The sequence below is a fragment of the Sphaerimonospora sp. CA-214678 genome (assembly GCF_050942215.1).
Taxonomy (GTDB): domain Bacteria; phylum Actinomycetota; class Actinomycetes; order Streptosporangiales; family Streptosporangiaceae; genus Sphaerimonospora.
In genome coordinates this window covers 244839-265958 of the sequence record NZ_CP192056.1, presented here as the reverse complement: position 1 = coordinate 265958, position 21120 = coordinate 244839, and the positions used below count along the sequence as shown (strand labels likewise).

The following is a 21120-nucleotide window of genomic DNA, read 5'->3' as shown; positions in this document are numbered from 1 at the left end:
TGAGGCGCTTCCGACCTGGCGGGTGTGTGAATGCACTCACCGAGTGGTCAGGCGGGGATAACCTTGATGGCATGTCAAAGCTCGCCTACCTGGGCCCCCGGGGCACCTTCTGCGAGGCGGCACTACGGCTCCTGGCACCCGAAGTCGAGGGCGTGCCGTGTGCGAACGTGTCGGCCGCGTTGGAAGCCGCCCGCCACGGCCTGACCCAGGGCGCCGTCGTCCCCATGGAGAACTCGGTCGAGGGAGCGATCACGCAGACCCTCGACGAACTGGCCTGGGGAACGCCGCTCCTCATCACCGGCGAGCTGCTGCTGCCCGTGGAGTTCTCCCTGCTGGTCCGGCCGGGCACCGAGCTCGCCCAGATCAAGCGGGTGACCACCCACCCCGCCGCGCACACCCAGTGCCGCGGGTTCGTCGAGCGTGAGCTGCCCGGCGCCGTCGTGATCGCGGCGGCGTCCACGGCCGCCGCCGCGCAGGAGGTGGCCGCGCCCGCCTCGCCGTACGACGCGGCGATCAGCCCTGCGATCGCGGGCGAGTACTACGGCCTCGTCGAGATCGCCTCGAACATCGGCGACCGCTCCGACACGGTCACCCGGTTCATCCGGGTGAGTCCGCCCGGCCCGCTGCCCGAGCCCACCGGCGCCGACCGCACGTCGCTGGTCGCCTACCTGCAGAACGATCACCCCGGTGCGCTGCTGGAGATGCTGAACGAGTTCGCGGTGCGGGGCGTCAACCTCACCCGCATCGAGTCGCGCCCGACCGGCGACGGCATAGGCCACTATTTCTTCCACTTCGACTGTGAGGGCCACGTCTCGGAGGCCCGGGTCGGCGAGGCCATATCGGGCCTGCGCAGGCTCTCCTCCGACATCCGTTTCCTCGGCAGTTTCCCGCGCGCCGACGCGGTCGCGCCGCAGGTCAAGCGGGGTACGACCGATGCGGATTTCGCCGAGGCAGCCGACTGGCTCGGCCGCGTACGCGCAGGTCGGGTGTGACGACGAGGGCGACCCGCTCCGGTAGCCTTTGATCCGTGATTGACCTGCGTACCCTTCGTGAGAACCCTGACCGGCTCCGGGCGTCGCAGCGCGCCCGCGGCGAAGACGACTCGGTCGTCGACACCCTGCTGTCGCTCGATGAGCGGCACCGGGCCGCACTGACCGGCTTCGAGTCGCTGCGCGCCGAGCAGAAGAGCATCGGCAAGTCGGTGTCACGGGCCTCCGGGGACGAACGGCAGGCGCTGCTCGACCGTGCCAAGGAGCTGGCCGCGCAGGTGAAGGCCGCCGAGGCCGAGGCCGAAAAGCTCGCGGCCGAGCTCGACACGGTGCTGCAGAACGTGCCCAACATCGTGGAACAGGGCGCACCGGCGGGTGGCGAGGACGACTACGTCGTCCTGGAGGAGATCGGCGAGAGGCCCTCCTTCGACTTCGAACCCCGTGATCACCTCGAGCTTGGCGAGCGGCTCGGCGCCATCGACGTCGAGCGCGGCGCCAAGGTCTCCGGGGCGCGGTTCTTCTTCCTGAAGGGCGTCGGCGCCCGCCTCCAGCTCGGCCTGCTCAACATGGCCATGCAGCAGGCGATCGAGGCCGGGTTCATCCCGATGATCACCCCGGTGCTGGTGAAGCCCGAGGCGATGCAGGGCACCGGCTTCCACGTCGCCCACGACAAGGAGATCTACCGCCTGCCCGAGGACGACCTCTACCTGGTGGGCACCTCGGAGGTGCCGCTGGCGGCGTACCACTCCGACGAGATCCTCGACACCCGTTCGCTGCCGCTGCGGTACGCCGGGTGGTCGTCCTGCTTCCGGCGCGAGGCCGGGTCGTACGGCAAGGACACCCGCGGCATCATTCGCGTCCACCAGTTCGACAAGGTGGAGATGTTCTCCTACTGCCACCCGGACGATGCCCACGAGGAGCACCTGCGCCTGCTCGACTGGGAGAAGGAGATGCTGGCCAAGGTCGAGCTGCCCTACCGCGTGATCGACATCGCGGGCGGCGACCTGGGCACATCGGCGGCCAGGAAGTTCGACTGCGAGGCCTGGCTGCCGAGCCAGGGCCGCTACCGCGAGGTCACCTCGACGTCGAACTGCACGGACTTCCAGGCCCGGCGGCTGCGGGTGCGCTATCGGGGCGAGGACGGCAAAGCGCGCAACGTCGCCACCCTGAACGGCACGCTCGCCACCACCCGGTGGATCGTGGCCATCCTGGAGAACCACCAGCAGGCCGACGGCTCCGTGGTCGTGCCCAAGGCACTGCGACCGTACGTGGGCCTCGACGTCCTGCAGCCGGACTCCCTCTAGAGCGTCGGCCGAGTGAACGGGCACCGTCGAGAAAGTCCCTGATCGGCGGCTCCCGTCGCTCCACCCGCCAGGGTTCGTCGCGGGCTCGGAAAATTTCCGCGGGGCCCGGGGACGAGCCGGGAGGAGGCTCCGGTCCGCTGCCAGGCCCCGCCCAGGCGGGGCTCGGCATGCGGTCCCCGACCCGCTCCCTGCCCGCCCCGGCCGGCTATCGCTCGACCGGTTCTCGGTCACCGGTCCTCAGGTTCGGCCTGAGGACCATGGAACCCCGAATCGAGCAAGTGCTTGGCCGGGTGCATTCCCGGCAGACCTCTCCGACCTGCGCCTTTCTGACTCGGCGGGGCGATGCGCCCCACAGATCGGGTCAGGAATCGGATCGTGATCTGCGGGAAGACCTGTCATGAATGTTTCATGACATCCCGCGAAATGATGAAGGCGGGACCCGCGTGAGCGGGACCCGCCTCCTATGCGGTGTCTTCGGTCAGTCAGACACGTTCAGTTGGGTTCGTCTTCGCGTCAGATGCCGCGGACGTTGGAGGCCTGGGGCCCCTTGGGGCCGGCGATGACCTCGAACTCCACCCGCTGACCGTCCTCCAGGTTGCGGTAGCCGCTACCGGAGATCGCGGAGAAGTGCACGAAGACGTCGGGCTCCCCGCCGTCCGGAGCGATGAAGCCGAAGCCCTTCTCAGCGTTGAACCACTTGACGGTTCCCTGAGCCATTTAACGTTCTCCCTAAGGAAGTGAATCTTTCGGGACCACACCTCGTGGCCCCGGTGTGTCGCACAGCTCCCCGGGTGGCTCATACAGTCAAACTGGTTTTCGCTACGGGAACAGCTAATACAACGCCTACACATCTAACACTATTCGGCGCACTCCCAAGTCCCGAAGGGCAGGATTTCCGTCCGCGCCGCGCGGACCCAAGTGGTCGACGCGAGGGCTTCCCTACTCAGAGCCGTACGCCCGCAGCCGGACGATCGCGGTCTCCACCATCCCGATGGCGACGTTGCGCCGTGTGGACGGTGGCGGACGGTGGCCATATGAATCGTGTCAGTCGTGCCGGCGCGGAACTCCGGACCCGGCCCTTCATCCCGCACGTCGAACACCCTACCGGATGCCGTTGTCGAGACGGCGGCCTCTGTGCCGTCATCCCCGGCGGGTAACCTCATGCCCGGAAGGGCGGCCGCACGTCGGCACGCCACGGTGTGAACGGGAACCTGCCATGAACCTCCCCCGCCTTGTCGCCACGGACCTCGACGGCACGGCACTGCGCTCCGACGGCACGATCTCCCCCCGTACGGCCGCCGCCTTCGCGAGAGTGGAGGACGCGGGCGGCACGCTGGTCTTCGTCACCGCACGGCCGCCCAGATGGATGCACGACGTCGCGGAAGCCGTACGGCATCACGGGCTGGCGATCTGCGCCAACGGTGCGCTCGTCTACGACCTGCACACCGAAGAGATCGTCGAATCGCATCTGATCGAGCCGATCGTCCTGGAGGAGTCCATCCAGCGGCTCAGCACACGCCTGCCCGGTCTGGCGTTCTCAGTGGAGTACGAAGGCGGTTTCGCCCATGAGGCCGGCTACGTGCTCGACGGCTGGGACTCCCGCAGGACGCACGGCGTGCGGGTGGCGGCGCTCACGGCACTGGCCTCGCGGCCGTGCGCGAAGCTGCTGGCGCAGCATCCTTCGATGAATCCGGACGAACTGCATCGCCAGGTCCTCGATCTCGTCGGAGACCTGGTGACGCCGACCCATTCGAGCGGGCACGCGCTGATCGAGATGAGCGCCCGCGGTGTGACCAAGGCGACGGCGCTCGCCGCGCTGGCGAGCGAGCGGGGGATCAGGCCGCAGGAGGTGGTGGCCTTCGGCGACATGCCCAACGATCTCCCGATGCTCACCTGGGCCGGAACGGCGTACGCGGTGGCGAACGCCCACCCCGACGTCCTGGCCGCCGTCGACCATGTGACGGCGGCCAACAACGACGACGGGGTGGCCCTCGTGCTGGAAGACCTTTTCGGCCTCTAGAGACCTACCTGCCCCCGAGGTCCGTCCGGGGATGCTCCGGAGATCGGAGAGGGTCGGAAGAGGTGGTCTAAAGGTAGGGGCCGCCGGCGCGGTTGCCGTCGTCGTGGCCCTGCTGCGTCATGCCGCCGGGGAGGGCGCGACGCATCTGCTCGAGCTGGGCCCGCGCCGCCATCTGCTGCGCGAACAAGGTGGTCTGGATGCCGTGGAACAGGCCCTCCAGCCAGCCCACGAGCTGGGCGTGCGCGACACGCAACTCGGCGTCGCTGGGCGCGCTGCCGTTCTCGTCGCTGAACGGCAGCGACAGCCGTTCCAGCTCGGCCACCAACTCCGGCGCGAGACCCTCCTCGAGTTCCTTGATGGAACTCTGATGGATCTCCTTGAGCCGCTTGCGGCTCGCCTCGTCCAGGGGAGCCGCCCGCACCTCTTCGAGAAGCTGGCGGATCATGCTGCCTATCCGCATCACCTTCGCGGGCTGCTCGACGAGGTCGGCGACGGAGCGCTCCTCCTGCCCGTCCGCCTTGCCGCCGTCGCCGCCGGAGATCGAGAGGCCGTTGGGCCCCACGACCACGACCTGTGGGGTGCTCTCGTCTGCGTTCATCGGTCGGTACCACTCCTGATTCGCTTCGGCTGGGCTCGCGATTGGACTCGCGGTCCAACCTAACTCACCGGACCAGCAGGATTTTCCCAACATGCTCGCCCGCTTCCATCATGCGGTGGCCTGCCGCGGCGTCGGCGAGCGGCACCGTGGCGTGCACCACAGGCCGGATCACGCCCGCGCCGATCAGCGGCCAGACGTTGTCCACCACACCGCGGCAGATCACCCCCTTCTCGTCCACCGGACGGGCCCGCAGACCGGCCGCGAAGACGGTGCCGCGCTTGGCGAGCAGCGTGCCGAGATCGAGCTCGCCCCTCGCGCCGCCCTGCAGGCCGATGACGACGAGCCGCCCGCCGACGGCGAGGGCCCTGAGGTTCCCCGGCAGATATCTGGCCCCGATGATGTCGAGGATCACGTCGGCCCGGCCGGCGAACCGCTCGGCGAAGTCCTCCTCGCGGTAGTTGACGGCCTCGTCCGCGCCCAGGTCGAGGCAGCGCCGGATCTTCTCCGCCGATCCCGCCGTCACCAGCACGCGCGAGCCGTACGCCTTGGCGAGCTGTACGGCCAGCGTGCCGATGCCGCTGGCACCGCCGTGCACGAGCAGCGTCTCGCCCTTGCGCAGCCGCGCGGCCATGAAGACGTTCGACCAGACCGTGCAGGCAACCTCGGGAAGGGTGGCGGCCTCGGTCAGCGAGACGCCCGCCGGGATCGGCATGACCTGCTGCCAGGGGACGGCCACCCGCTCGGCGTATCCGCCGCCGGCGAGCAGCGCGCAGACCTGGTCACCGGTCCGAAACCCCTCGACGTCCTCGCCGACCTCCACGATCACACCCGAGCACTCCAGGCCGGGGACCTCCGACGCGCCCGGAGGCGGCGGATAGTTGCCCCTGCGCTGGAGGACGTCGGCGCGGTTGACCGCCGAGGCGACCACGTCGATGACCACCTCACCCCGTGCCGGACGCGGATCGGGGAGTTCCTGCCAGACCAAAACCCCCGAGTCACCGGGCTCCGAAATCACGATGGCACGCATGTGACCTAAAGTAGCGTGGCGGGGAAGAGTACAGTTGCCCACATTGACCGTATTACATGGCGCTACTCTGCAATGTGTTTGCTACCCCATTAGCCCATCCCGAGGGGGTACCCGGTGGCGAAACATGATCGAGAGGATCCCCACCTCGAGGACCAGCTCGCATGGCTGGACGCCATCAAGGAGATGCCCGACGAGGTGGAGATCGCGGTGAGCGCCGTGACCTCGGCCACCCTCGCGCGTCCACAGCAGCCGCCCACACCGGAGCAGGACGAGGACGCGGAACGGAGCGGTGGACACGACACCGTGTCTTTCGGCGGTCAGGGCACCGGACCGTTCGGGGTTCAGGACACCGCCACTTTCGGCGTTCGGCACGCCGAGCAGCCGGCGGCCGAGCCTGAGAGCGCCTCTCCGTACCCATCGGACCCCTGGCGTCTGGTGTCGCCCGACTCCCTCCCCCGCCCCCTGGCGGCCGACCCTGTTCCCGGCCCGCTCTCGGGTCCGGCGTCAGGTCCGCTCTTCAGCGGTACGACGACCGACGGGGTGCACGGCGCGCCGACGGCGGCGGACACGGCCGAGACCAAGACCGCGGGGCCGGACACCGGTGAAGAAGGCGCCGCCCTCGGCCGCGGCGCCTTCGCGTCCTCCCCCGCGGACACCGACGCGTACAGTCTGGGCGGGCTGGGGGCCTTCGGCGACAGCGCGACCGGGGGCAGCGGGGCCGGGGGCAGCGGGGCCGGGGGCGCCGACGGGCCGTACAAGCCCTGGTCGGGCCAGGGGGACGACTCCTCGTCCTCTTCCTCTTCAGGTTCTTCGCCGGTTTCTTCGACGGCCTCGGCTTCGGGTTCGGGTTCGGCTTCAGGTTCGGGTACGGCTTCGGCGGAGTCGCCTGGCTCGTCGGAGTTTTCCGGCTCCGGGAGGGATCAGCCGCTACGCGGCTGGTTGGAGCCCGCGGTGCCGGTGGATCCGTCGATCAAGGCGGCGTCGGCCGACCCGCCGGCGCAGGAGGAGCCGGAGTTCGGACAGAATCCCTCGTCTCCGGCTTCCCCGGCCACGCTGTCGGCGACCTTCCCCTCGTTCCCCGCCTTCCCCTCCTCGCCGGTCTCCCAAGACTCGGAGAGCACGTCGCGTTTCGCCTCCGCCGATTTCGCCTCCTCCGGCAGCAAGGGGCCCACTCCCCTCGACGGCAAGCCGCTCTTCACCACGGGTGAGTTCGACACCGGCGGGCACAGCACCGGGAAGTCGGAAGCAGGGCAGTCCGACACAGGGGAGTTCGACACCGGCGAGATCGCCAAGCCGCACTTCGCCACCGGATCGTCCAATGAGCCGGCGGCCGGCCACACCGAGTCCGGCGGATATCCGGACGATCGCTCCACCGGTCCTATCAGGGGTTTTCCGGCCGCGGAGGCGCGTGAGGCCTACGAGCGGGACCGCGACTCGGCCGGCGACCGGGACGGCGATCCCGGGGCGAACGATCGAGATCACGGTCCGGGCGCCGAGCGCGAGCACGAACAGCACCGGCGCGACCGGGCGGCCTCAGGCGAGCGTGAGCCGTACCAACCGAGGCGCCGGCAGGCACCGGCGAACCCGCCGTTCGGCGGCAAATCGGCACGCGGGACCGGCACGGGCACGGGGAAGCCGACCGCGGACAGCCTCGACCCGGTCAGCCTGCTGCGGGGTCGGCGGAACGCTCCCGCTTCCGGGTGGCGGCGGCTCATCTATCGGGCGTCGGCCGGGTTGATCAAGCCGGGCGAGCCCGCGGAGGTGCGGCGCCGCCGCGAGCTGATGAACCGTGCCAGGACGCCGGTGGCGGGCGGGCATCATCGGGTCGCCGTGCTGAGCCTGAAGGGCGGGGTGGGCAAGACCACCACGACCGTCGGTCTCGGGGCGACCCTCGCGCAGGTGCGGGGCGATCGCGTGATCGCGGTCGACGCCAACCCCGATCGTGGAACGCTCTCGGACAAGGTCGAGCTGGAGACGTCGGCGACCGTACGCGATCTGCTGAACGAGCGCGCACAGATCACCCGATATGTGGATATCAGGGCGTTCACCTCGCAGACGCCCTCGCGGCTGGAGATCCTCGCGTCCGACCGTGACCCGTCGGTGTCCGAGGCGTTCAGCGCGACGGACTACCACACGGTGGCGCAGGTGTTGGAGAACTTCTACTCGATCTGCATCACCGACTGCGGCACCGGCCTGCTGCACTCCGCGATGTCGGGCGTCCTGGGCATGGCCGACCAGATCGTGCTGGTCAGCTCACCGTCCGTGGACGGTGCGCGCGCCGCGTCGGCGACGCTCGACTGGCTGGAGGCGCACCACTACGACGACCTGGTGCGGGCCGCCAGCGTCGTGCTGTGCAGCGTACGGCCCCGGTCGAAGTCGACAGTCGATCTGGACAAGCTCGAGTCCCACTTCGCCGCCCGCTGCCGGGCCGTGGTCCGTGTGCCGTACGACCCACACCTGGAGGAGGGTGCGGAGATCGATCTCGAACGGCTGCAGGAGACCACGCGAGACGCGTACCTGCGGCTGGCCGCCAGCGTGGGCGACGGGTTCGTCGGTGCGCAGGCGTTGACGCAGCGCCGGTTCTCCGAAATTCCGGACCACCTGTAGCCGGTCGGACACCTGAGCGGTTCCCGAGGAGTGGGTACGAGTGCGGGACCGTACAGGCGGGTGGCCGACTTCCCCGGGGGTCGATCGGCCTCTTGAGACGATCGGCCTCTTGAGACGATCGGCTTCCTGGAACGGTCGACTTCCTGGGTTGGTCGCCTTCCTGAGTTAGCCGCTTTCCGGGGCTGATCGCCTTCCGGGGACGGTCGGCTCCTGGTCAGGCCGACTCCGCCATGACGCGTTCGTAAGCCTCCTGCAGGAGTCGCGACGCCGACGGACGGTCGGGGTCCGGGCGCGGGATGCCCAGGTGCACCTCGCGTAGTTCGTCCATCAGATCGTTCCAGAGGGACGGGCCGGCCTCCTCCAGCAGGCGTGCCCGCACGCTCAACTCCGGTGTCGTCGGACGGTGCCGAAAGCCCCACGAGCCGAGCGCGACCATGATCGGTACGGTCTGGATGCCCGCCTCGGTGAGACTGTAGGTTCCTCGCCGTCCTCGCTCCGCCTCCTCGTGTGTCAGGAGACCTCCGGCGACGAGGGCCTTGAGGCGGCTGCTCAGGATGTTCGAGGCGATCCCCTCCTCCGAGTTGACGAGAAGATCGCGAAAGTGCCGACGGCCGCCGAAGATCACGTCGCGCAGCACGATGAGGCTCCATCTGTCCCCAAGTGCCTCCACTGCGGCGTTGATCGCACATCCTGATCGCGGTTCGTCCCGCATGAACAACCAACCTCCCCGACGGCTCCTCAGTGATTGCAGTTCGCAACCACCTAGATTACTCTTCTCCCTCAGTGATTGCATACTGCAACTACTAGAGGAGAAGAGGAGATCTTCCGTGTCGCGAGTCAGGGTCCACAACTTCGCCATCTCCCTGGACGGCTTCGCCACCGGCGAGGGGCAGAGCCTCGACGCACCGTTCGGTCACGCCGGTCACCGGCTCCACCAGTGGTTCTTCGAGACACGCGCTTTCCGTACCATGCAGGGGAAGACCGGCTGCGGCAGCACCGGGGTCGACGATGCCGTGGCCCGCACGTGGAGTGCCGGCATCGGCGCGGAGATCATGGGCCGCTACAAATTCGGACCTCAGCGCGGGCCGTGGGAGAACCACGAGTGGACCGGCTGGTGGGGGCCGAACCCGCCGTTCCACACACCGGTGTTCGTCCTGACCCACCACCCCCGACCATCCCTGGAGATGGAAGGCGGCACCACATTCCACTTCATCGACGCCACCCCCGAGGAGGCGCTGCGTCAGGCGCGCGAGGCCGCGGGTCACCTGGATGTGCGGATCGGCGGCGGACCGAGCACCGTCCGCCGGTTCCTGGCCGCCGACCTGATCGACCACCTGCACGTCGTCATCGTCCCGATCATCCTGGGCCGCGGCGAGCGACTGTGGGACGGGCTCGAAGGACTCGAGGAGCGCTTCCAGATCGAGTCAGTGACCACTCCCGGTGGCGTCACTCACATGACCTTCACACGACCGTAGTCCGCTTTACTCGGACGCTCGGCGCCCCGATGCTTCCCTTCAGCACGCCAGGAGAGACAACGGACATGACCACGAACATCACCGCCAGAGACGGCACGACCCTCGCCGTCGACACGATCGGTCAGGGCATACCGGTGATCCTCATCGGTGGCGCGTTCAACGACCGTTCGACCGTGGCCGAGCTGGGCGCCGAGCTGGCATCGGGCTTCACGGTGGTGACCTACGACCGACGCGGCCGGGGAGCCAGCGACGACAGAAGCGAGGACTACCTGGTCGCCAACGAGGTCGACGACCTGGCAACGGTCATCGAGCATGTCGGCGGCGAGGCCTCGGTGTTCGGCCACTCTTCGGGCGCCGTCCTCGCGTTGGAAGGGGTTATGCGCGGGCTGACGATCGACCGGGTCGCCGTCTACGAGCCCTCGTACCGCGCCGAGGAGAATCAGCCGAAGCCACCGGCCGACGTCCACGACCGGCTCAAGGCCCTGCTCGCCGCCGGGGACCGCGATGGCGCCACGGAGCTTTTTCTCGGCGAGGTGGTCGGAGTCCCAGCCGAGGTGATCGCCGGGATGAAGGCCGGAGAGACGTGGCCGTTTATGGTCGACAAGGCCCCGAGCCTGCCGTACGACGTGCTGCTCAGCACACCGTGGCAGCTGATGCCACTCGAACGGATCGCCGGCATCGGCGTGCCGGTGCTGGCGGTCTACGGCGACCAGACCTCGCCCGGCCTCGCGGCGGCGACGAAAACGGTCGCGGCGACCGTGCCGGGTGCCGAACTGCTGGTGATGACCGGAGAGGACCACGCGGTGCTGCAGCGGCCTGCGGCGCTGGCGGCGACCCTGGCGAAGTTCTTCGGCTGAAAGCAGGTCGGAGGGCCGTCCAACGGCGCTGCTCACGGCCGATTCCGGCTGCCCGGCACGACGAGCCCAGGGCGCCTAGCCCAGAGACGCGGGTACGGACTGCCGGAGCGAGTGATCCCTTTTCCGTCGCGACCCCGGGGCGGGTGATGAGAGACTAAGGTGCGGTATGACACCTTCGGGTGTCGGCCGAGGAGAGCTCGCCTAGTGGACGATGGCGGCGGTCTTGAAAACCGCTAGGGCCGGTGACGGTCCTCGTGGGTTCGAATCCCACGCTCTCCGCTGATCAAGCCAAAACGGCGTCTGACCAGCGGCTTCGCCCGGTTCAGACGCCGTTGATCGTTTCAGCCATGCGCAGCCATACGCCACCAAGAGCAGCCCTCGGCCGCTGTCCACGTTATATTCACGGGATGATCTTGAGGGTGTCTGTCCAGGTCGTACCCTAGTTGATCTCTGGCGACGCACCTCGCCAGGGACACAACTGTTCGTTGGGATGTTTCCCATAAAGCGGGTGCTCTGTTGGCTGCCGCTTCCGGCTCTCGGTCCGGCGACTTGCGGTCCTGCTCCTCTTGCCACCGTATTACAGATCAGACCGTTCCCGGAGCGGCCCGCAGCCGGGTAATCATACACCAACCAGGATGGCGGCGTGCATGGCCTATCCTCTTCGATTCGAATAACGCCCTCATAGATCTGGATCCCCGGGTGGTTGACTAACTGGCCGCGCTTGACCGCACACACCGAGAGGTGTTCTTCACCAAGATCCGCGAGCGCTCCCCCCTGCCTGGTCATCGAAGAGCTATGGGGCCGCTATCGGAGACGGATGCCGTACCCCGTGCGCTGTCGGCCTGAGGTGCTCGACGGCCTGGCCTGGCTACGGGCGTCCAGGTGGTGGGTAGCGATCGTCACCCACGGCGGACAACCAGCTCGGGAAGATCCGCAAACCGGGTTGGCCGAGACCGTCGACGCCTACGCCCTGTCGGGAGCCGAGGGCATCCGCAAGGCCGAGGCCGGTCTGTTCTAGAACACGTCCAAGGAATACGACGCAGGGCGGATAGGCAATCGGTGACAACCTGGCCACTGACATAGCCGGCTGACGCGCCGCCGGTCTCCGAACAATGCGGGACCGCGGAACCTGGCCCGAGGTGCGAGCGCAACGCCGCCGTAGTCCGCAACGTACTGGAGGCTATGGAGATCCTCCACGAGCACGGGTAGCGGTACCATGCGGAATGGGCCTCAGACCGAAGCTGCATCCTTGACGAGGAAACTTCCTGACCGACACAGTATCTGCCTATGGTTAGGTCTCGTACTCGCATTCGGCGACATGTATCTGTTGGGTGTCTGGCTATCATGGTTCTTGGAGCCTGTTCTGGTGCTTGGGGTTGGCATCGTGACCAGAGTCCGTTGAGCATCAACCCGCCGCCTGATGGTCCCTGGCCGCAGACAGTCAGATCCACAGTTCAGGTATGCGACGAGTCTTTCGCGGATGTCTTCTGTGCCAACGAGTCAGACAGGAGACGGCATATCGAGCAGGCATTACGGAACCTCCCCCGGGTAGTGAACGTGCGCTTAAAGACCGGAGCTGAGAGGGTTGCGGACGCTCGTAGGACCGACCCCGACATGTCGCCGAATACGGCGTGGGCCGATCAATATGTTATGGAGTTTGGCCGGGGTACGGACGTTGTGTCGCTGCGCCACCGCTTGGCTACGATCCCCGGTCTCACTAACCCTTGGGTGGAGCGAACGTCTTTTTGGCACGACAAGGCCGAGATCACAATCCTGGTCTGCCCTGCCAAGGACAACAAAACCCTCCATTGTATAGGTCGAGGACAGGTGACCGCCGCTGAGCGCGGTCTCATCGAGGCGAAGTTGCGCAGCATGCCCGGGATCAAGAAGATCTATTTCGAGTCGCCTCAGCATCGGCGGAAGGTTCTTTCCCGTATGGAACGATGTCCACGACTGCGGCCCGACCTGATCGGATCTGCCTACCACCTTAAGCTCGAACCAGGCATGTCGGCAGAAAATTACTGGAAGGACTTGCGTGATCTTCCTGCGACTTTCTACGTCTTCGACACCCACAAGATCGCAGTTTCAGACACGAACCAGGTAGAACGCAAGCGGGACTGCTAGAGAGCTCCGAAAGGAAATTCCATTACTTGGGCGCCCCGGCTAATCGTGCGGTGATATTTGAGCGAGGGCCTGGCCGAAATCAAGCGGCTAATACGCCAGTCGCACATCGGGATGCGCCGAAGATCGGCACGTATCCGTGCACCTATAGCCGCCTGTCTGGGCAGATGTAGGGTGGACCGGCCAATTCGTGACGTGGAGTTGCTCCAGGCCGTGGCGCGGGTCAACCGGCCGATGCCGGGCAAACAGGTGGGCTACGTCGTCGACTACTACGGCGTCCTTGAGCACCTCACCGATGCACTCGGCGCCTACCAGCAGACCGATGTCGAAGACACCATGCGCAGCCTGTCCGAGGAGATCGAGAATCTCCACCCGGCGGCTGAAGCGGTCCGCGGCCTCCTGCGTCGTCACGGGGTGACCGACGCCGATCTCACCGGCTTCGCCCACAGAGCGGCCCTGGCCTTCGAGGACGAGCGGGATCGCTTCGCCTTCGACGAGGTGCTGCACGAGTTCCTCAACACGCTCGAACGCGTGCTACCTCATGAACACGCCCTTGGAGTACGTGTCTGACGCCCGGCGCTGGGGGATGCCGCAGAAACGCATCCGACGGCTCTACCGAGACGCGGAGGGCAGCACCTTCACGCTGCGCCGCTACGGGCGGGTCCGGGCGATGATCGCCGCTCACCTGGAAGGCCCGCAAATCGAACGGGTCATCCCGCCGGTCTCGCTCACCTCGGACGCCTTCGATGACATGGTGAGGGACATTCCGGCGCGTGAGGCCGCGGCCGAGATGGGGCACGCACTCCGCTTCCACTTGGAGGAACGGGTCAGACGAGAGGATCCGGAGAAGTACCTCCGGCTTTCGCAGCGGCTGGAGGAGATCTTGAAAAGCCTCCTCGGACGCTTCGAAGAGCAGGTCGAGGAGTTGGGTCCGCTCATCGAGCAGGCCCGTAGGGAGGACGAGGAGAACCCCGCCCTGGCGGGGCTCAGCGTGCTGGAACAACGGTTGTACCGGCTCATCGAGGAGAACGTGGCGGGGAATCCGGGAGTCGTTCGCGGGGAAATGGACCTGCGAGAACTGGTCAACATGGTGTGCGACACGGCCGCGCACGTGATGGGCAGTGTCGCGTATCAAGGCCAGAGCCAGGACGTCAGTGACCTGGCGAACGCCATTCACAGGCAGTTACTCCGCAGCGGCCTCCGCCCCGCGGGCGTGGACTGGACACCCTTGAAGATCATCGCGGAGGGCCTCGCAGCATACGCCAACGACAACCGTGCGCAGTTTCTGCGGAGGGCACGGGGAGAATAGGGCGGGTGACCGTACCGGCCGAAGATCGCACCCCGCAGGCGCTGAGGGACGACAGTCTCCTCACCGTCGACGGGTTGGCGCTGCGAGTGCGCGTCAGCGTCCGGCGCAGGCGCTTCGCGCTGACGGTAGAGCCGGACGCCGCTCTCACGCTGCACGTCCCGGAGGGACGCTCTGCATCCGACGCTGCGGATTTCGTACGTTCGCACCACACCTGGCTGATGAGCAGGCGGGCCCTGCGAGAGCGGGCCCGGCCGCTGAATCCAGCGAAACACCTTATAGAGGGGGAGGTCTTCCGTTATCTCGGCCGAACGTACCGGCTTTCCATCAGGGCGAACGAGTCGGAGAACGACAGGGTGCGGTTAGTGGCCGGACGTCTGCTCATGGGTCGTGAACTGGTCGAAGACACGGCACGCGGCCGGGCGGCACTGATCGACTGGTACTGCCGGGCCGGTCAGGCCTGGGTGACGGGACGACTCCAACCCTGGGCGGCCCGGATGTCCGTACCGGAGCCGGAAGTGGAGGTACGCGACCTGGGCAACCGCTGGGGAACGTACAGCGCGGCGGAAGAGGGGCGGGGTCCGGACCGGGTGAGCATCGGTTGGCCCCTCTTCCAGCTCCCTATGCACCTGATTGACTACGTCATCGCCCACGAGCTCGCGCATGCCCGGGTTCCCGGGCACGGCGCCCGGTTTTGGCGACTGGTGGGGCAAGCACTACCGGAATACAAGGAGCGCCTGATGGAACTCGACGAACTCGGACGGCGCATATGGATGGGAGAGATCATCTGACACGCCGGGCTGATGGACGAGACACCGGGTCGAGACCCTCTCCTACGTGAACATCCGGCCGGAGAATATGAAGCCTCCAGAGCAGAGCCCGATGACCCCTTCCACGAGCGGACTCGCCTCAGCATTCGCTGGCAGCTTGGTCTCTAGGCTGTTTCAAGATCAAAGCTGAATGCAGGGCGCTGCGTCGTTGACGCGACCGCCAGCCGTCGCGCGAGATAAGTCGCGGCCTATTTGTCCCCCGTGCGAGCTACCCGTAAGTGTCCACTGCGCGGTGACGATTCCAGGCCGTCGAATCCCTAGCGTTCTCGACGTAGCCGCGCCGCTCTGGTCGCGGAATCTCGCAAAGGAGTCGTCATGCGACTGTTGAAGCAGCTCGTGGTCGTCGGGGTGGTCGCCTTCGTCGGCAGCATGGGCGTGGGCGCGGTGCAGGGGAACACGTTTCTCACCCTGGTCCTCGGGGTCGCGACAGCCGTGCTTCTGGTGTTCGTGTACGGCTGGGTGGTGCGGTGGTCCGAGCACCGAGCGCCGGTGGAGGTGGCCAAAAAGGGCGCCGTCGCCGCCGTCGGCCGGGGATTGCTGATCGGTGTCGGAATGTTCGCGGCCGTCATCGTGAACATCGCCTTCCTGGGTGGCTACCGGGTCGACGGCCTCGGCTCGGTGACGGGTGCGATCGGGCTGTTCGGCCTCATGGCCGCCGTCGCCGTGACCGAGGAGCTGATCTTCCGCGGCATCCTGTTCCGGATCGTCGAGGAATGGGCCGGCACATGGATCGCGCTGACGCTGACCGGCCTGGTGTTCGGCCTGATGCATCTGGGCAACCAGCACGCCACTCTGTGGGGCGCGGTCGCCATCGCGATCGAGGCCGGCGGCATGCTCGCCGCCGCCTATGCCGCCACCCGCACCCTGTGGGTGCCGATCGGCCTGCACCTCGGCTGGAACTTCGCCGCGGCAGGCATTTTCAGCACCGAGGTCTCCGGCAACGGCGCGACGCAGGGGCTGTTGAACGGCGTGACCTCAGGCCCGGCCCTGCTCACCGGCGGTGACTTCGGGCCGGAGGCGAGCCCGTACGCGGTCGTGTTCGGCCTGCTGCTGACGATCGTGTTCCTTTGGCTGGCCCGCCGGCGCGGCAACCTGGTCCCCCGGCGGCGCGGCGCCCGGTCCGACGCGGCCGCTACGCTCGCTCGGTGATCGACTTCCGGTGGGTCCCGGACCGGTGGCGGCGGTGTGATGTGGTGGTCCGGGATTTCCCGTTCGCGCTGCTGCTGGCCGTCGCGTCCTTCCTGCCGGTGTTGCGCGGCTACGGAACGCAGCTCGGCGACCTGCCGACCCGCCCCTTCGACACGCCGGCCGTCCTGGTGATCGCCCTCGAGTGCCTCCCGCTCGCCGTCCGCAGGCGCTGGCCTGCCGTCTGTCTCGTCCTGGTGTCGCTCGGCTTCGCGCTCGACCAGCTCCGCGCCTACCACACGGTGGCGGGCACCGCACTGCTCATCGCGCTCGTGAGCGCGGGCGCCTATCTGGAGCGTCACCGGCGCGTCACCGTGGCCCTGCTCTCCGCTGCGTACCTGCCACTGGCGGTCGCGCTCGACCGGGCCGGCTCGGTCGAGGGAGTGGAAGGATACGTGACGTTCTACCTGGTGCTGGTACTCGCGTGGGGCATCGGGGCCTGGCTGCGCTACACCCGGGCCACCGAGGCCGAACGCCGCCGCCACATCGCCGAGGCCACCCGCACCGCCGAACGCACCCGCATCGCCCGCGAACTCCACGACGTCGTGACCCACCACGTGACGGCGATGGTCGTGCAGGCCGAGGCGGCACGCTACCTGACCGCCGCACCCGATCGACTCGATGCGGCGCTGAGCGCCGTCACCGACACCGGGCGGCGGGCCATCACCGACCTTCGGCACCTGCTCGACCTGCTCAACCCCGACCATCACCCCGACGTCAGGACACCGTCCGTCCGTGAACTTCGGACACTGGTGGAGCAGACGCGCCGGGCCGGGCAGCCGGTGGAGTTCACCGAGGAGGGCGAGCCGACGGAGCCCGCCGGCAGCGCCGAGTACGTGGTCCATCGGGTCGTGCAAGAGTCTCTGACAAACGCCCTCAAACACGCCCATGGCAGCCGTACCGTGGTGCGCGTGCGCTATGGCGAGAGGGAGATCGTCGTGGAGGTCGGCACCGATGCTTCCACCTCGCGGACCGGCTCTCCCGGCGGAAGCGGGCGGGGCCTGGCCGGGCTCCGTGAGCGGGTCGACGCCCTGGGCGGCGAGTTCAGCGCGGGCCGGCGGGCGGACGGCGGATTCGCCGTGCGGGCGCGCATCCCCGCCGGGAGGCCCTCGTGAACGGACCGATCCGGGTCGTGATCTGCGACGACCAGGCGCTGATCCGCACCGGGTTCGCGACGATCGTCGGCGCGCAGCCCGACCTGGAGGTGGTGGGCGAGTGCGGGGACGGCCGCAGCGCGGTCGACCTCGCCCGCCGGCTGAACCCGGACGTGGTGGTGATGGACGTACGGATGCCGGTGCTCGACGGCATCGAGGCGACTCGCCTGCTCGCCGGCGCCGGGGTGACGCATCCGGTCAAGGTGCTCGTGGTGACGACGTTCAACCTGGACGAGTACGTGTACGAGGCGCTGCGTGCGGGGGCGAGTGGATTCCTGCTCAAGGACGCCCCACCGGCGCAACTCCTGCACGGCATCCGCACCGTCGCGACGGGTGCCGCCCTGCTGGCACCGGAGGTGACACGGCAGCTCGTCGGCAGGTACGCGGCGCGGATCCGTCCCGCCGAGGGCACGCCGGACGACGTCCCGCTGACGCCGCGCGAACTGGAGGTGCTGCGCCTCATCGCCGACGGCCTGTCCAACAGCGAGATCGCCGCGGCATTGGTGATCAGCCAGGAAACCGTGAAGACGTACGTCTCACGCATTCTCACCAAGCTCGACCTGCGTGACCGCGTACAGGCCGTGGTCTACGCCTACCGCAGGGGTCTGGTGACCTGAGCCGCGCGAGGATGAACCGGGGCGAGGGTGCTTACGTGGTGGAGGCATGAGACTGCGAATGTTCCTGCTCGTGGCGGTGACGGCACTGACCGCCGCAGCCTGTGGAGGAGTGGAACGGGGCACGTCGACGGCCGTGGCCGACGACGGGCCGGCGAAGCCGGCCGCCTTGTGGGGCGCGGAAGGCGGGTTCGTGACCGCGACCACGAACGCGCTGCGTCCGCCGAAGGTGGTGCTGTACGGCGACGGCCTGGTGATCGTCGACGCGAGCAGGCGGATGACGCTCACCGATGACGAGGCGGACGAGGTGGTCGCGCTGATGGAGAAGTACCTGAGCGGGCAACCCCCGACAGTGGAGCCGAAGCCGGGCGCACCTTTGGTGACGGACGTGCCGGACACCGTCCTCGCCGTACGTGGGAAGGACGGAAAGATGCTGGAGGTCCGGGTCCCGGCCTTGGAACAGCTCGCGGACTTCTATCCGAAGCAGTTGGTGGACGCGGAGAAGCTGATGGACGGACTCGGGGCCCGGGCCGCCGCTGAGGGCACCGACTATGCCGCCGCCCGCGTCAGGGTGGTCGCCGAAGGGGTCGCGTCGGCGGAGGGCAGGCCATCGCCGTGGCCCGAGGGCGTTCCGGAGCCTTCCGGCGTGGTGGACCCGGTCTGGCAGAAGGACGTCGAGGGGGCGGCGGCCAAGGCGATCATCAAGGCGGTTCCCGCCGGGCAGGAACACGACCGGCCGCTCTTCAGGACCGGCTCGGGAACGGTCTTCGTGCTCTCCTGGCGATATCTGCTGCCGCACGAACAGTCACCGGCCTCCCCGGGGCACTAGGGTCTGCCGCGAAAGTGCCGGTCACAGGACCGCGACCGGCACGGTCGCCTCGTACGTAGCGTACGGCGAGCCCGTCGTATCCCGCGGCCGCGGCCCGGTGGCGCTTGAGGCGGTGGGGACCTGCCGGTGATCGCCCCGAGCGCGGCGGTTGCGTCGTCCTCGGGGCTGCATCGGGCATCATCGGCGGGTTTCGATCCTCAGGTCGCCCGAGGTCACACTGCGGACGTGATCACTGGCGAGCATGGCGTGCGGATAGCCGAGTTCGAACGCGCTGGCCTCGTCGAGCCGGGCCAGTTGGGAGGTGGTGAAGTCGACCTCCAGGGCGCCCAGATTGTCCTCCAGCTGCGCGTGGGTGCGGGCGCCGATGATCGGTGCCGTCACGCCCGGATTCCGCAGGGTCCAGGCCAGCCCGACCTGGGCGGGTGTGCGACCCGTCTCCGCGGCGACCTCCTGCACGGCATCGGCGATGGCGAGGTTGCGCTCGGTGAGAAGGCCCAGGTTGGAGTTGAAGCTCTTGCGGGTGCCGTCGTCGGCTGCGATGTTCGCCGCGGTCAGGTCGTCGCGGCTGTACTTGCCGGTGAGCACCCCGCCGGCCAGGGGTGAATAGGGGATCACATCCAGCCCCATTTCCCGTGCCATGGGGATCAGGTCACGTTCCCCGGTACGCTCGATCAGGTTGTATTCGATCTGCAGCGCGACCAGCGGGGCCCAGCCACGCAGATCGGCGATCGCCTGCATGCGCGACACCTGCCAGGCCGGGGCGTTGGACATCGCAACGTACAAGATCTTGCCCTGCCGGACCAGGTCGTCCATGCCGCGGAGGATCTCCTCGACCGGTGTCGTGAAATCCCACACGTGCAGGTAGAGCAGATCGATGTAGTCCGTATCGAGCCGGCGCAGACTCGCTTCCACCGAAGTGAACAGGCTCTTGCGGTTGCCGCCCCCGGAATTGGGGTCGCCGGGTCGGCGCAGCGTCGTGTACTTCGTCGCCAGCACCAGGCTCTCGCGCCTGCCGCGGGTGAATTCGCCCAGCAGCCGCTCGGAGCTGCCATTGGTGTAGGTGTTGGCGGTGTCGATGAAGTTGCCGCCTCGCTCGACATAGGTATCGAACAGCTTGCGTGCCTCGGCATGCTCGGCTCCCCAGCCCCAATCGGTGCCGAAGGTCGCCGCGCCCAGCGCCAGCGGTGAGACCCGCAGCCCGGAGCGGCCCAGCAGCCGGTAGGTGTCGAGGGTGAGCGACATCGTGTCCTCCCACGTTCGTGATCCGTCGTCGAGAACAAGGCTGTAACCGCCGCGAGACGGGGGAAAGCGAAGGAGTTTCCTGGGAACGCCGGTCCTACCCCGGCTGTTGGGACCGAACATGACGACCCACACCGTGGACACGACACAGGAGATGGCGACTTTCCTACGGACCCGGCGCGAACGGCTGGACCCGCGCGAGCTCGGTCTGCCGTCGCGTCGGCAGGCCCGGCGGACCCCGGGACTGCGCCGCGAAGAGGTCGCCGAGCTGGCCGGGGTCAGCGTGGACTACATCGTACGGCTGGAACAGGCTCGCGGGCTGCGGCCCTCAGCGGACGTGGTGGAGGCGCTGGCCCGGGCGCTGCGCCTGGCCCCCGTCGAACGCGCCTACCTCTTCGACCTGGCCCGGCAGCGCCCCCGCAAAGCAGACAGGGCCGCGACCGCCGCAGCGCCGCCGCTGGCCCGGCTGGTCGCCGACCTGTCGCCGCTGCCGGCCATGCTGATAAACCACCGCTACGACATCCTGGCCTGGAACCATGAAATGACGAGGCTGCTGCTGGATTTCGACACCCTGCCGCCGGAACAGCGCAATTCGATGTGGCTGTGCCTTATGCATCCGCAGATACGCGAGTTCCACGTCGACCGGGAACGGCTCATACGGGAAGGGATCACCCACCTGCGCGCCGCGTGGGCCGCGCATCCGGAGGATCGGGTGCTGACCGGCCTCATCGCCGAATTCATCACTCGTGACGAGGACTTCGCGCGATTGTGGGACGAGCAGGACATCAAGGTCAACGGCCGCGGCCACAAGGTGATGCGTCATCCTGTCGCCGGTGTGCTCACAGTGCAGTTCGAAGTGCTCATGCCGCTTCAGGATCCAGATCAGCGAGTGGTGATCTTCCGCGCCGCGGACGATGAGAGCCAGTCGGCACTGGACCGGTTGTGCGCACGGTGAGGAGATTCGT

General features: G+C 67.9%; 21 protein-coding genes and 1 tRNA gene. 17 read left to right on the top strand and 5 right to left on the bottom strand.

The window, feature by feature from the left end; all coding sequences use genetic code 11:
• Positions 1-71 precede the first annotated feature (71 nt).
• Both pheA and serS read left to right on the top strand, forming a co-directional pair.
• The gene (gene pheA / locus ACQP1K_RS01185) at positions 72-992 is read left to right on the top strand and encodes a prephenate dehydratase (protein ID WP_433499007.1); all 921 of its coding nucleotides are present in this window, start codon (positions 72-74) and stop codon (positions 990-992) included.
• Between the two features lie 35 nt (positions 993-1027).
• On the top strand, positions 1028-2293 hold the full coding sequence (gene serS, locus ACQP1K_RS01180) for a serine--tRNA ligase (protein WP_433499006.1): 1266 nt from the start codon (positions 1028-1030) through the stop codon (positions 2291-2293).
• 513 nt (positions 2294-2806) lie between these two features.
• On the opposite strand, the gene ACQP1K_RS01175 is transcribed toward serS, so the two are convergent.
• Positions 2807-3010 (bottom strand): cold-shock protein, encoded by a 204-nt coding sequence (locus tag ACQP1K_RS01175; protein ID WP_055480885.1) that lies wholly within the window; start codon positions 3008-3010, stop codon positions 2807-2809.
• Between the two features lie 499 nt (positions 3011-3509).
• Here ACQP1K_RS01175 and ACQP1K_RS01170 point away from each other — a divergent pair, with 499 nt between their 5' ends.
• Complete coding sequence (locus ACQP1K_RS01170) at positions 3510-4313, top strand: Cof-type HAD-IIB family hydrolase (RefSeq protein ID WP_433499005.1); 804 nt, start codon at positions 3510-3512, stop codon at positions 4311-4313.
• A 67-nt stretch (positions 4314-4380) separates the two neighbouring features.
• Here the strand turns inward: ACQP1K_RS01170 and ACQP1K_RS01165 are convergent, their stop codons facing one another.
• Together ACQP1K_RS01165 and ACQP1K_RS01160 are read right to left on the bottom strand one after the other, a co-directional pair.
• Positions 4381-4911, bottom strand: a complete 531-nt coding sequence (locus ACQP1K_RS01165; RefSeq protein ID WP_433499004.1) for a bacterial proteasome activator family protein — start codon at positions 4909-4911, stop codon at positions 4381-4383.
• Between the two features lie 64 nt (positions 4912-4975).
• Positions 4976-5938, bottom strand: coding sequence for an NAD(P)H-quinone oxidoreductase (locus ACQP1K_RS01160; protein ID WP_433499003.1), 963 nt, complete (start codon positions 5936-5938; stop codon positions 4976-4978).
• Between the two features lie 114 nt (positions 5939-6052).
• Here ACQP1K_RS01160 and ACQP1K_RS01155 point away from each other — a divergent pair, with 114 nt between their 5' ends.
• Positions 6053-8545 carry an AAA family ATPase gene (locus ACQP1K_RS01155; protein WP_433499002.1) on the top strand — a complete coding sequence of 831 codons (2493 nt, stop codon included), beginning with the start codon at positions 6053-6055 and terminating at the stop codon, positions 8543-8545.
• A gap of 214 nt (positions 8546-8759) precedes the next feature.
• Here the strand turns inward: ACQP1K_RS01155 and ACQP1K_RS01150 are convergent, their stop codons facing one another.
• Positions 8760-9257 (bottom strand): winged helix-turn-helix transcriptional regulator, encoded by a 498-nt coding sequence (locus tag ACQP1K_RS01150; protein ID WP_433499001.1) that lies wholly within the window; start codon positions 9255-9257, stop codon positions 8760-8762.
• Positions 9258-9372: 115 nt separating this feature from the next.
• Here ACQP1K_RS01150 and ACQP1K_RS01145 point away from each other — a divergent pair, with 115 nt between their 5' ends.
• The 12 genes from ACQP1K_RS01145 (at position 9373) to ACQP1K_RS01090 (ending at position 18916) form a co-directional block, all read left to right on the top strand.
• Entirely contained in the window at positions 9373-10020 is a 648-nt protein-coding gene (locus ACQP1K_RS01145) for a dihydrofolate reductase family protein (protein WP_433499000.1), read from the top strand.
• 65 nt (positions 10021-10085) lie between these two features.
• Positions 10086-10877 (top strand): alpha/beta fold hydrolase, encoded by a 792-nt coding sequence (locus tag ACQP1K_RS01140; RefSeq protein WP_433498999.1) that lies wholly within the window; start codon positions 10086-10088, stop codon positions 10875-10877.
• Positions 10878-11067: 190 nt separating this feature from the next.
• Positions 11068-11156: transfer RNA gene (locus tag ACQP1K_RS01135), tRNA-Ser, on the top strand.
• Between the two features lie 550 nt (positions 11157-11706).
• Positions 11707-11895 (top strand): hypothetical protein, encoded by a 189-nt coding sequence (locus tag ACQP1K_RS01130; RefSeq protein ID WP_433498998.1) that lies wholly within the window; start codon positions 11707-11709, stop codon positions 11893-11895.
• Positions 11896-12491: 596 nt separating this feature from the next.
• Entirely contained in the window at positions 12492-13001 is a 510-nt protein-coding gene (locus ACQP1K_RS01125; protein ID WP_433498997.1) for a hypothetical protein, read from the top strand.
• A 192-nt stretch (positions 13002-13193) separates the two neighbouring features.
• Positions 13194-13568 (top strand): hypothetical protein, encoded by a 375-nt coding sequence (locus tag ACQP1K_RS01120; RefSeq protein WP_433498996.1) that lies wholly within the window; start codon positions 13194-13196, stop codon positions 13566-13568.
• Between the two features lie 100 nt (positions 13569-13668).
• A complete protein-coding gene (locus ACQP1K_RS01115; RefSeq protein ID WP_433498995.1) occupies positions 13669-14307 on the top strand; it encodes a hypothetical protein in 639 nt (212 codons plus the stop codon).
• 5 nt (positions 14308-14312) lie between these two features.
• Positions 14313-15095: a M48 family metallopeptidase gene (locus ACQP1K_RS01110; RefSeq protein WP_433498994.1), complete on the top strand. Its 783-nt coding sequence runs from the start codon at positions 14313-14315 to the stop codon at positions 15093-15095.
• Positions 15096-15449: 354 nt separating this feature from the next.
• A complete protein-coding gene (locus ACQP1K_RS01105) occupies positions 15450-16283 on the top strand; it encodes a lysostaphin resistance A-like protein (protein WP_433498993.1) in 834 nt (277 codons plus the stop codon).
• Positions 16280-17434 (top strand): sensor histidine kinase, encoded by a 1155-nt coding sequence (locus ACQP1K_RS01100; RefSeq protein ID WP_433498992.1) that lies wholly within the window; start codon positions 16280-16282, stop codon positions 17432-17434. Before ACQP1K_RS01105 ends, ACQP1K_RS01100 begins: the two co-directional genes overlap by 4 nt.
• Positions 17431-18090: a response regulator gene (locus ACQP1K_RS01095; RefSeq protein ID WP_433498991.1), complete on the top strand. Its 660-nt coding sequence runs from the start codon at positions 17431-17433 to the stop codon at positions 18088-18090. The genes ACQP1K_RS01100 and ACQP1K_RS01095 overlap by 4 nt, the downstream gene beginning before the upstream one ends.
• Positions 18091-18136: 46 nt before the next feature.
• A complete protein-coding gene (locus ACQP1K_RS01090) occupies positions 18137-18916 on the top strand; it encodes a hypothetical protein (protein WP_433498990.1) in 780 nt (259 codons plus the stop codon).
• A gap of 177 nt (positions 18917-19093) precedes the next feature.
• On the opposite strand, the gene ACQP1K_RS01085 is transcribed toward ACQP1K_RS01090, so the two are convergent.
• On the bottom strand, positions 19094-20158 hold the full coding sequence (locus ACQP1K_RS01085; RefSeq protein WP_433498989.1) for an aldo/keto reductase: 1065 nt from the start codon (positions 20156-20158) through the stop codon (positions 19094-19096).
• Positions 20159-20276: 118 nt separating this feature from the next.
• On the opposite strand from ACQP1K_RS01085, the gene ACQP1K_RS01080 reads away from it, so the two are divergent.
• The gene (locus ACQP1K_RS01080) at positions 20277-21110 is read left to right on the top strand and encodes a helix-turn-helix transcriptional regulator (protein WP_433498988.1); all 834 of its coding nucleotides are present in this window, start codon (positions 20277-20279) and stop codon (positions 21108-21110) included.
• The last annotated feature ends 10 nt before the right edge of the window (positions 21111-21120 follow it).

Coding starts and splice junctions, on each gene's coding strand:
- ACQP1K_RS01160 (WP_433499003.1), bottom strand. CDS start 5,938: ATGCGTGCCATCGTGATTTCGGAGCCCGGTGACTCGGGGGTTTTGGTC.
- ACQP1K_RS01080 (WP_433498988.1), top strand. CDS start 20,277: ATGACGACCCACACCGTGGACACGACACAGGAGATGGCGACTTTCCTA.
- ACQP1K_RS01125 (WP_433498997.1), top strand. CDS start 12,492: ATGTCGCCGAATACGGCGTGGGCCGATCAATATGTTATGGAGTTTGGC.
- ACQP1K_RS01105 (WP_433498993.1), top strand. CDS start 15,450: ATGCGACTGTTGAAGCAGCTCGTGGTCGTCGGGGTGGTCGCCTTCGTC.
- pheA (WP_433499007.1), top strand. CDS start 72: ATGTCAAAGCTCGCCTACCTGGGCCCCCGGGGCACCTTCTGCGAGGCG.
- ACQP1K_RS01115 (WP_433498995.1), top strand. CDS start 13,669: ATGATCGCCGCTCACCTGGAAGGCCCGCAAATCGAACGGGTCATCCCG.
- ACQP1K_RS01140 (WP_433498999.1), top strand. CDS start 10,086: ATGACCACGAACATCACCGCCAGAGACGGCACGACCCTCGCCGTCGAC.
- ACQP1K_RS01170 (WP_433499005.1), top strand. CDS start 3,510: ATGAACCTCCCCCGCCTTGTCGCCACGGACCTCGACGGCACGGCACTG.
- ACQP1K_RS01150 (WP_433499001.1), bottom strand. CDS start 9,257: ATGCGGGACGAACCGCGATCAGGATGTGCGATCAACGCCGCAGTGGAG.
- ACQP1K_RS01175 (WP_055480885.1), bottom strand. CDS start 3,010: ATGGCTCAGGGAACCGTCAAGTGGTTCAACGCTGAGAAGGGCTTCGGC.
- ACQP1K_RS01085 (WP_433498989.1), bottom strand. CDS start 20,158: ATGTCGCTCACCCTCGACACCTACCGGCTGCTGGGCCGCTCCGGGCTG.
- ACQP1K_RS01165 (WP_433499004.1), bottom strand. CDS start 4,911: ATGAACGCAGACGAGAGCACCCCACAGGTCGTGGTCGTGGGGCCCAAC.
- ACQP1K_RS01090 (WP_433498990.1), top strand. CDS start 18,137: ATGAGACTGCGAATGTTCCTGCTCGTGGCGGTGACGGCACTGACCGCC.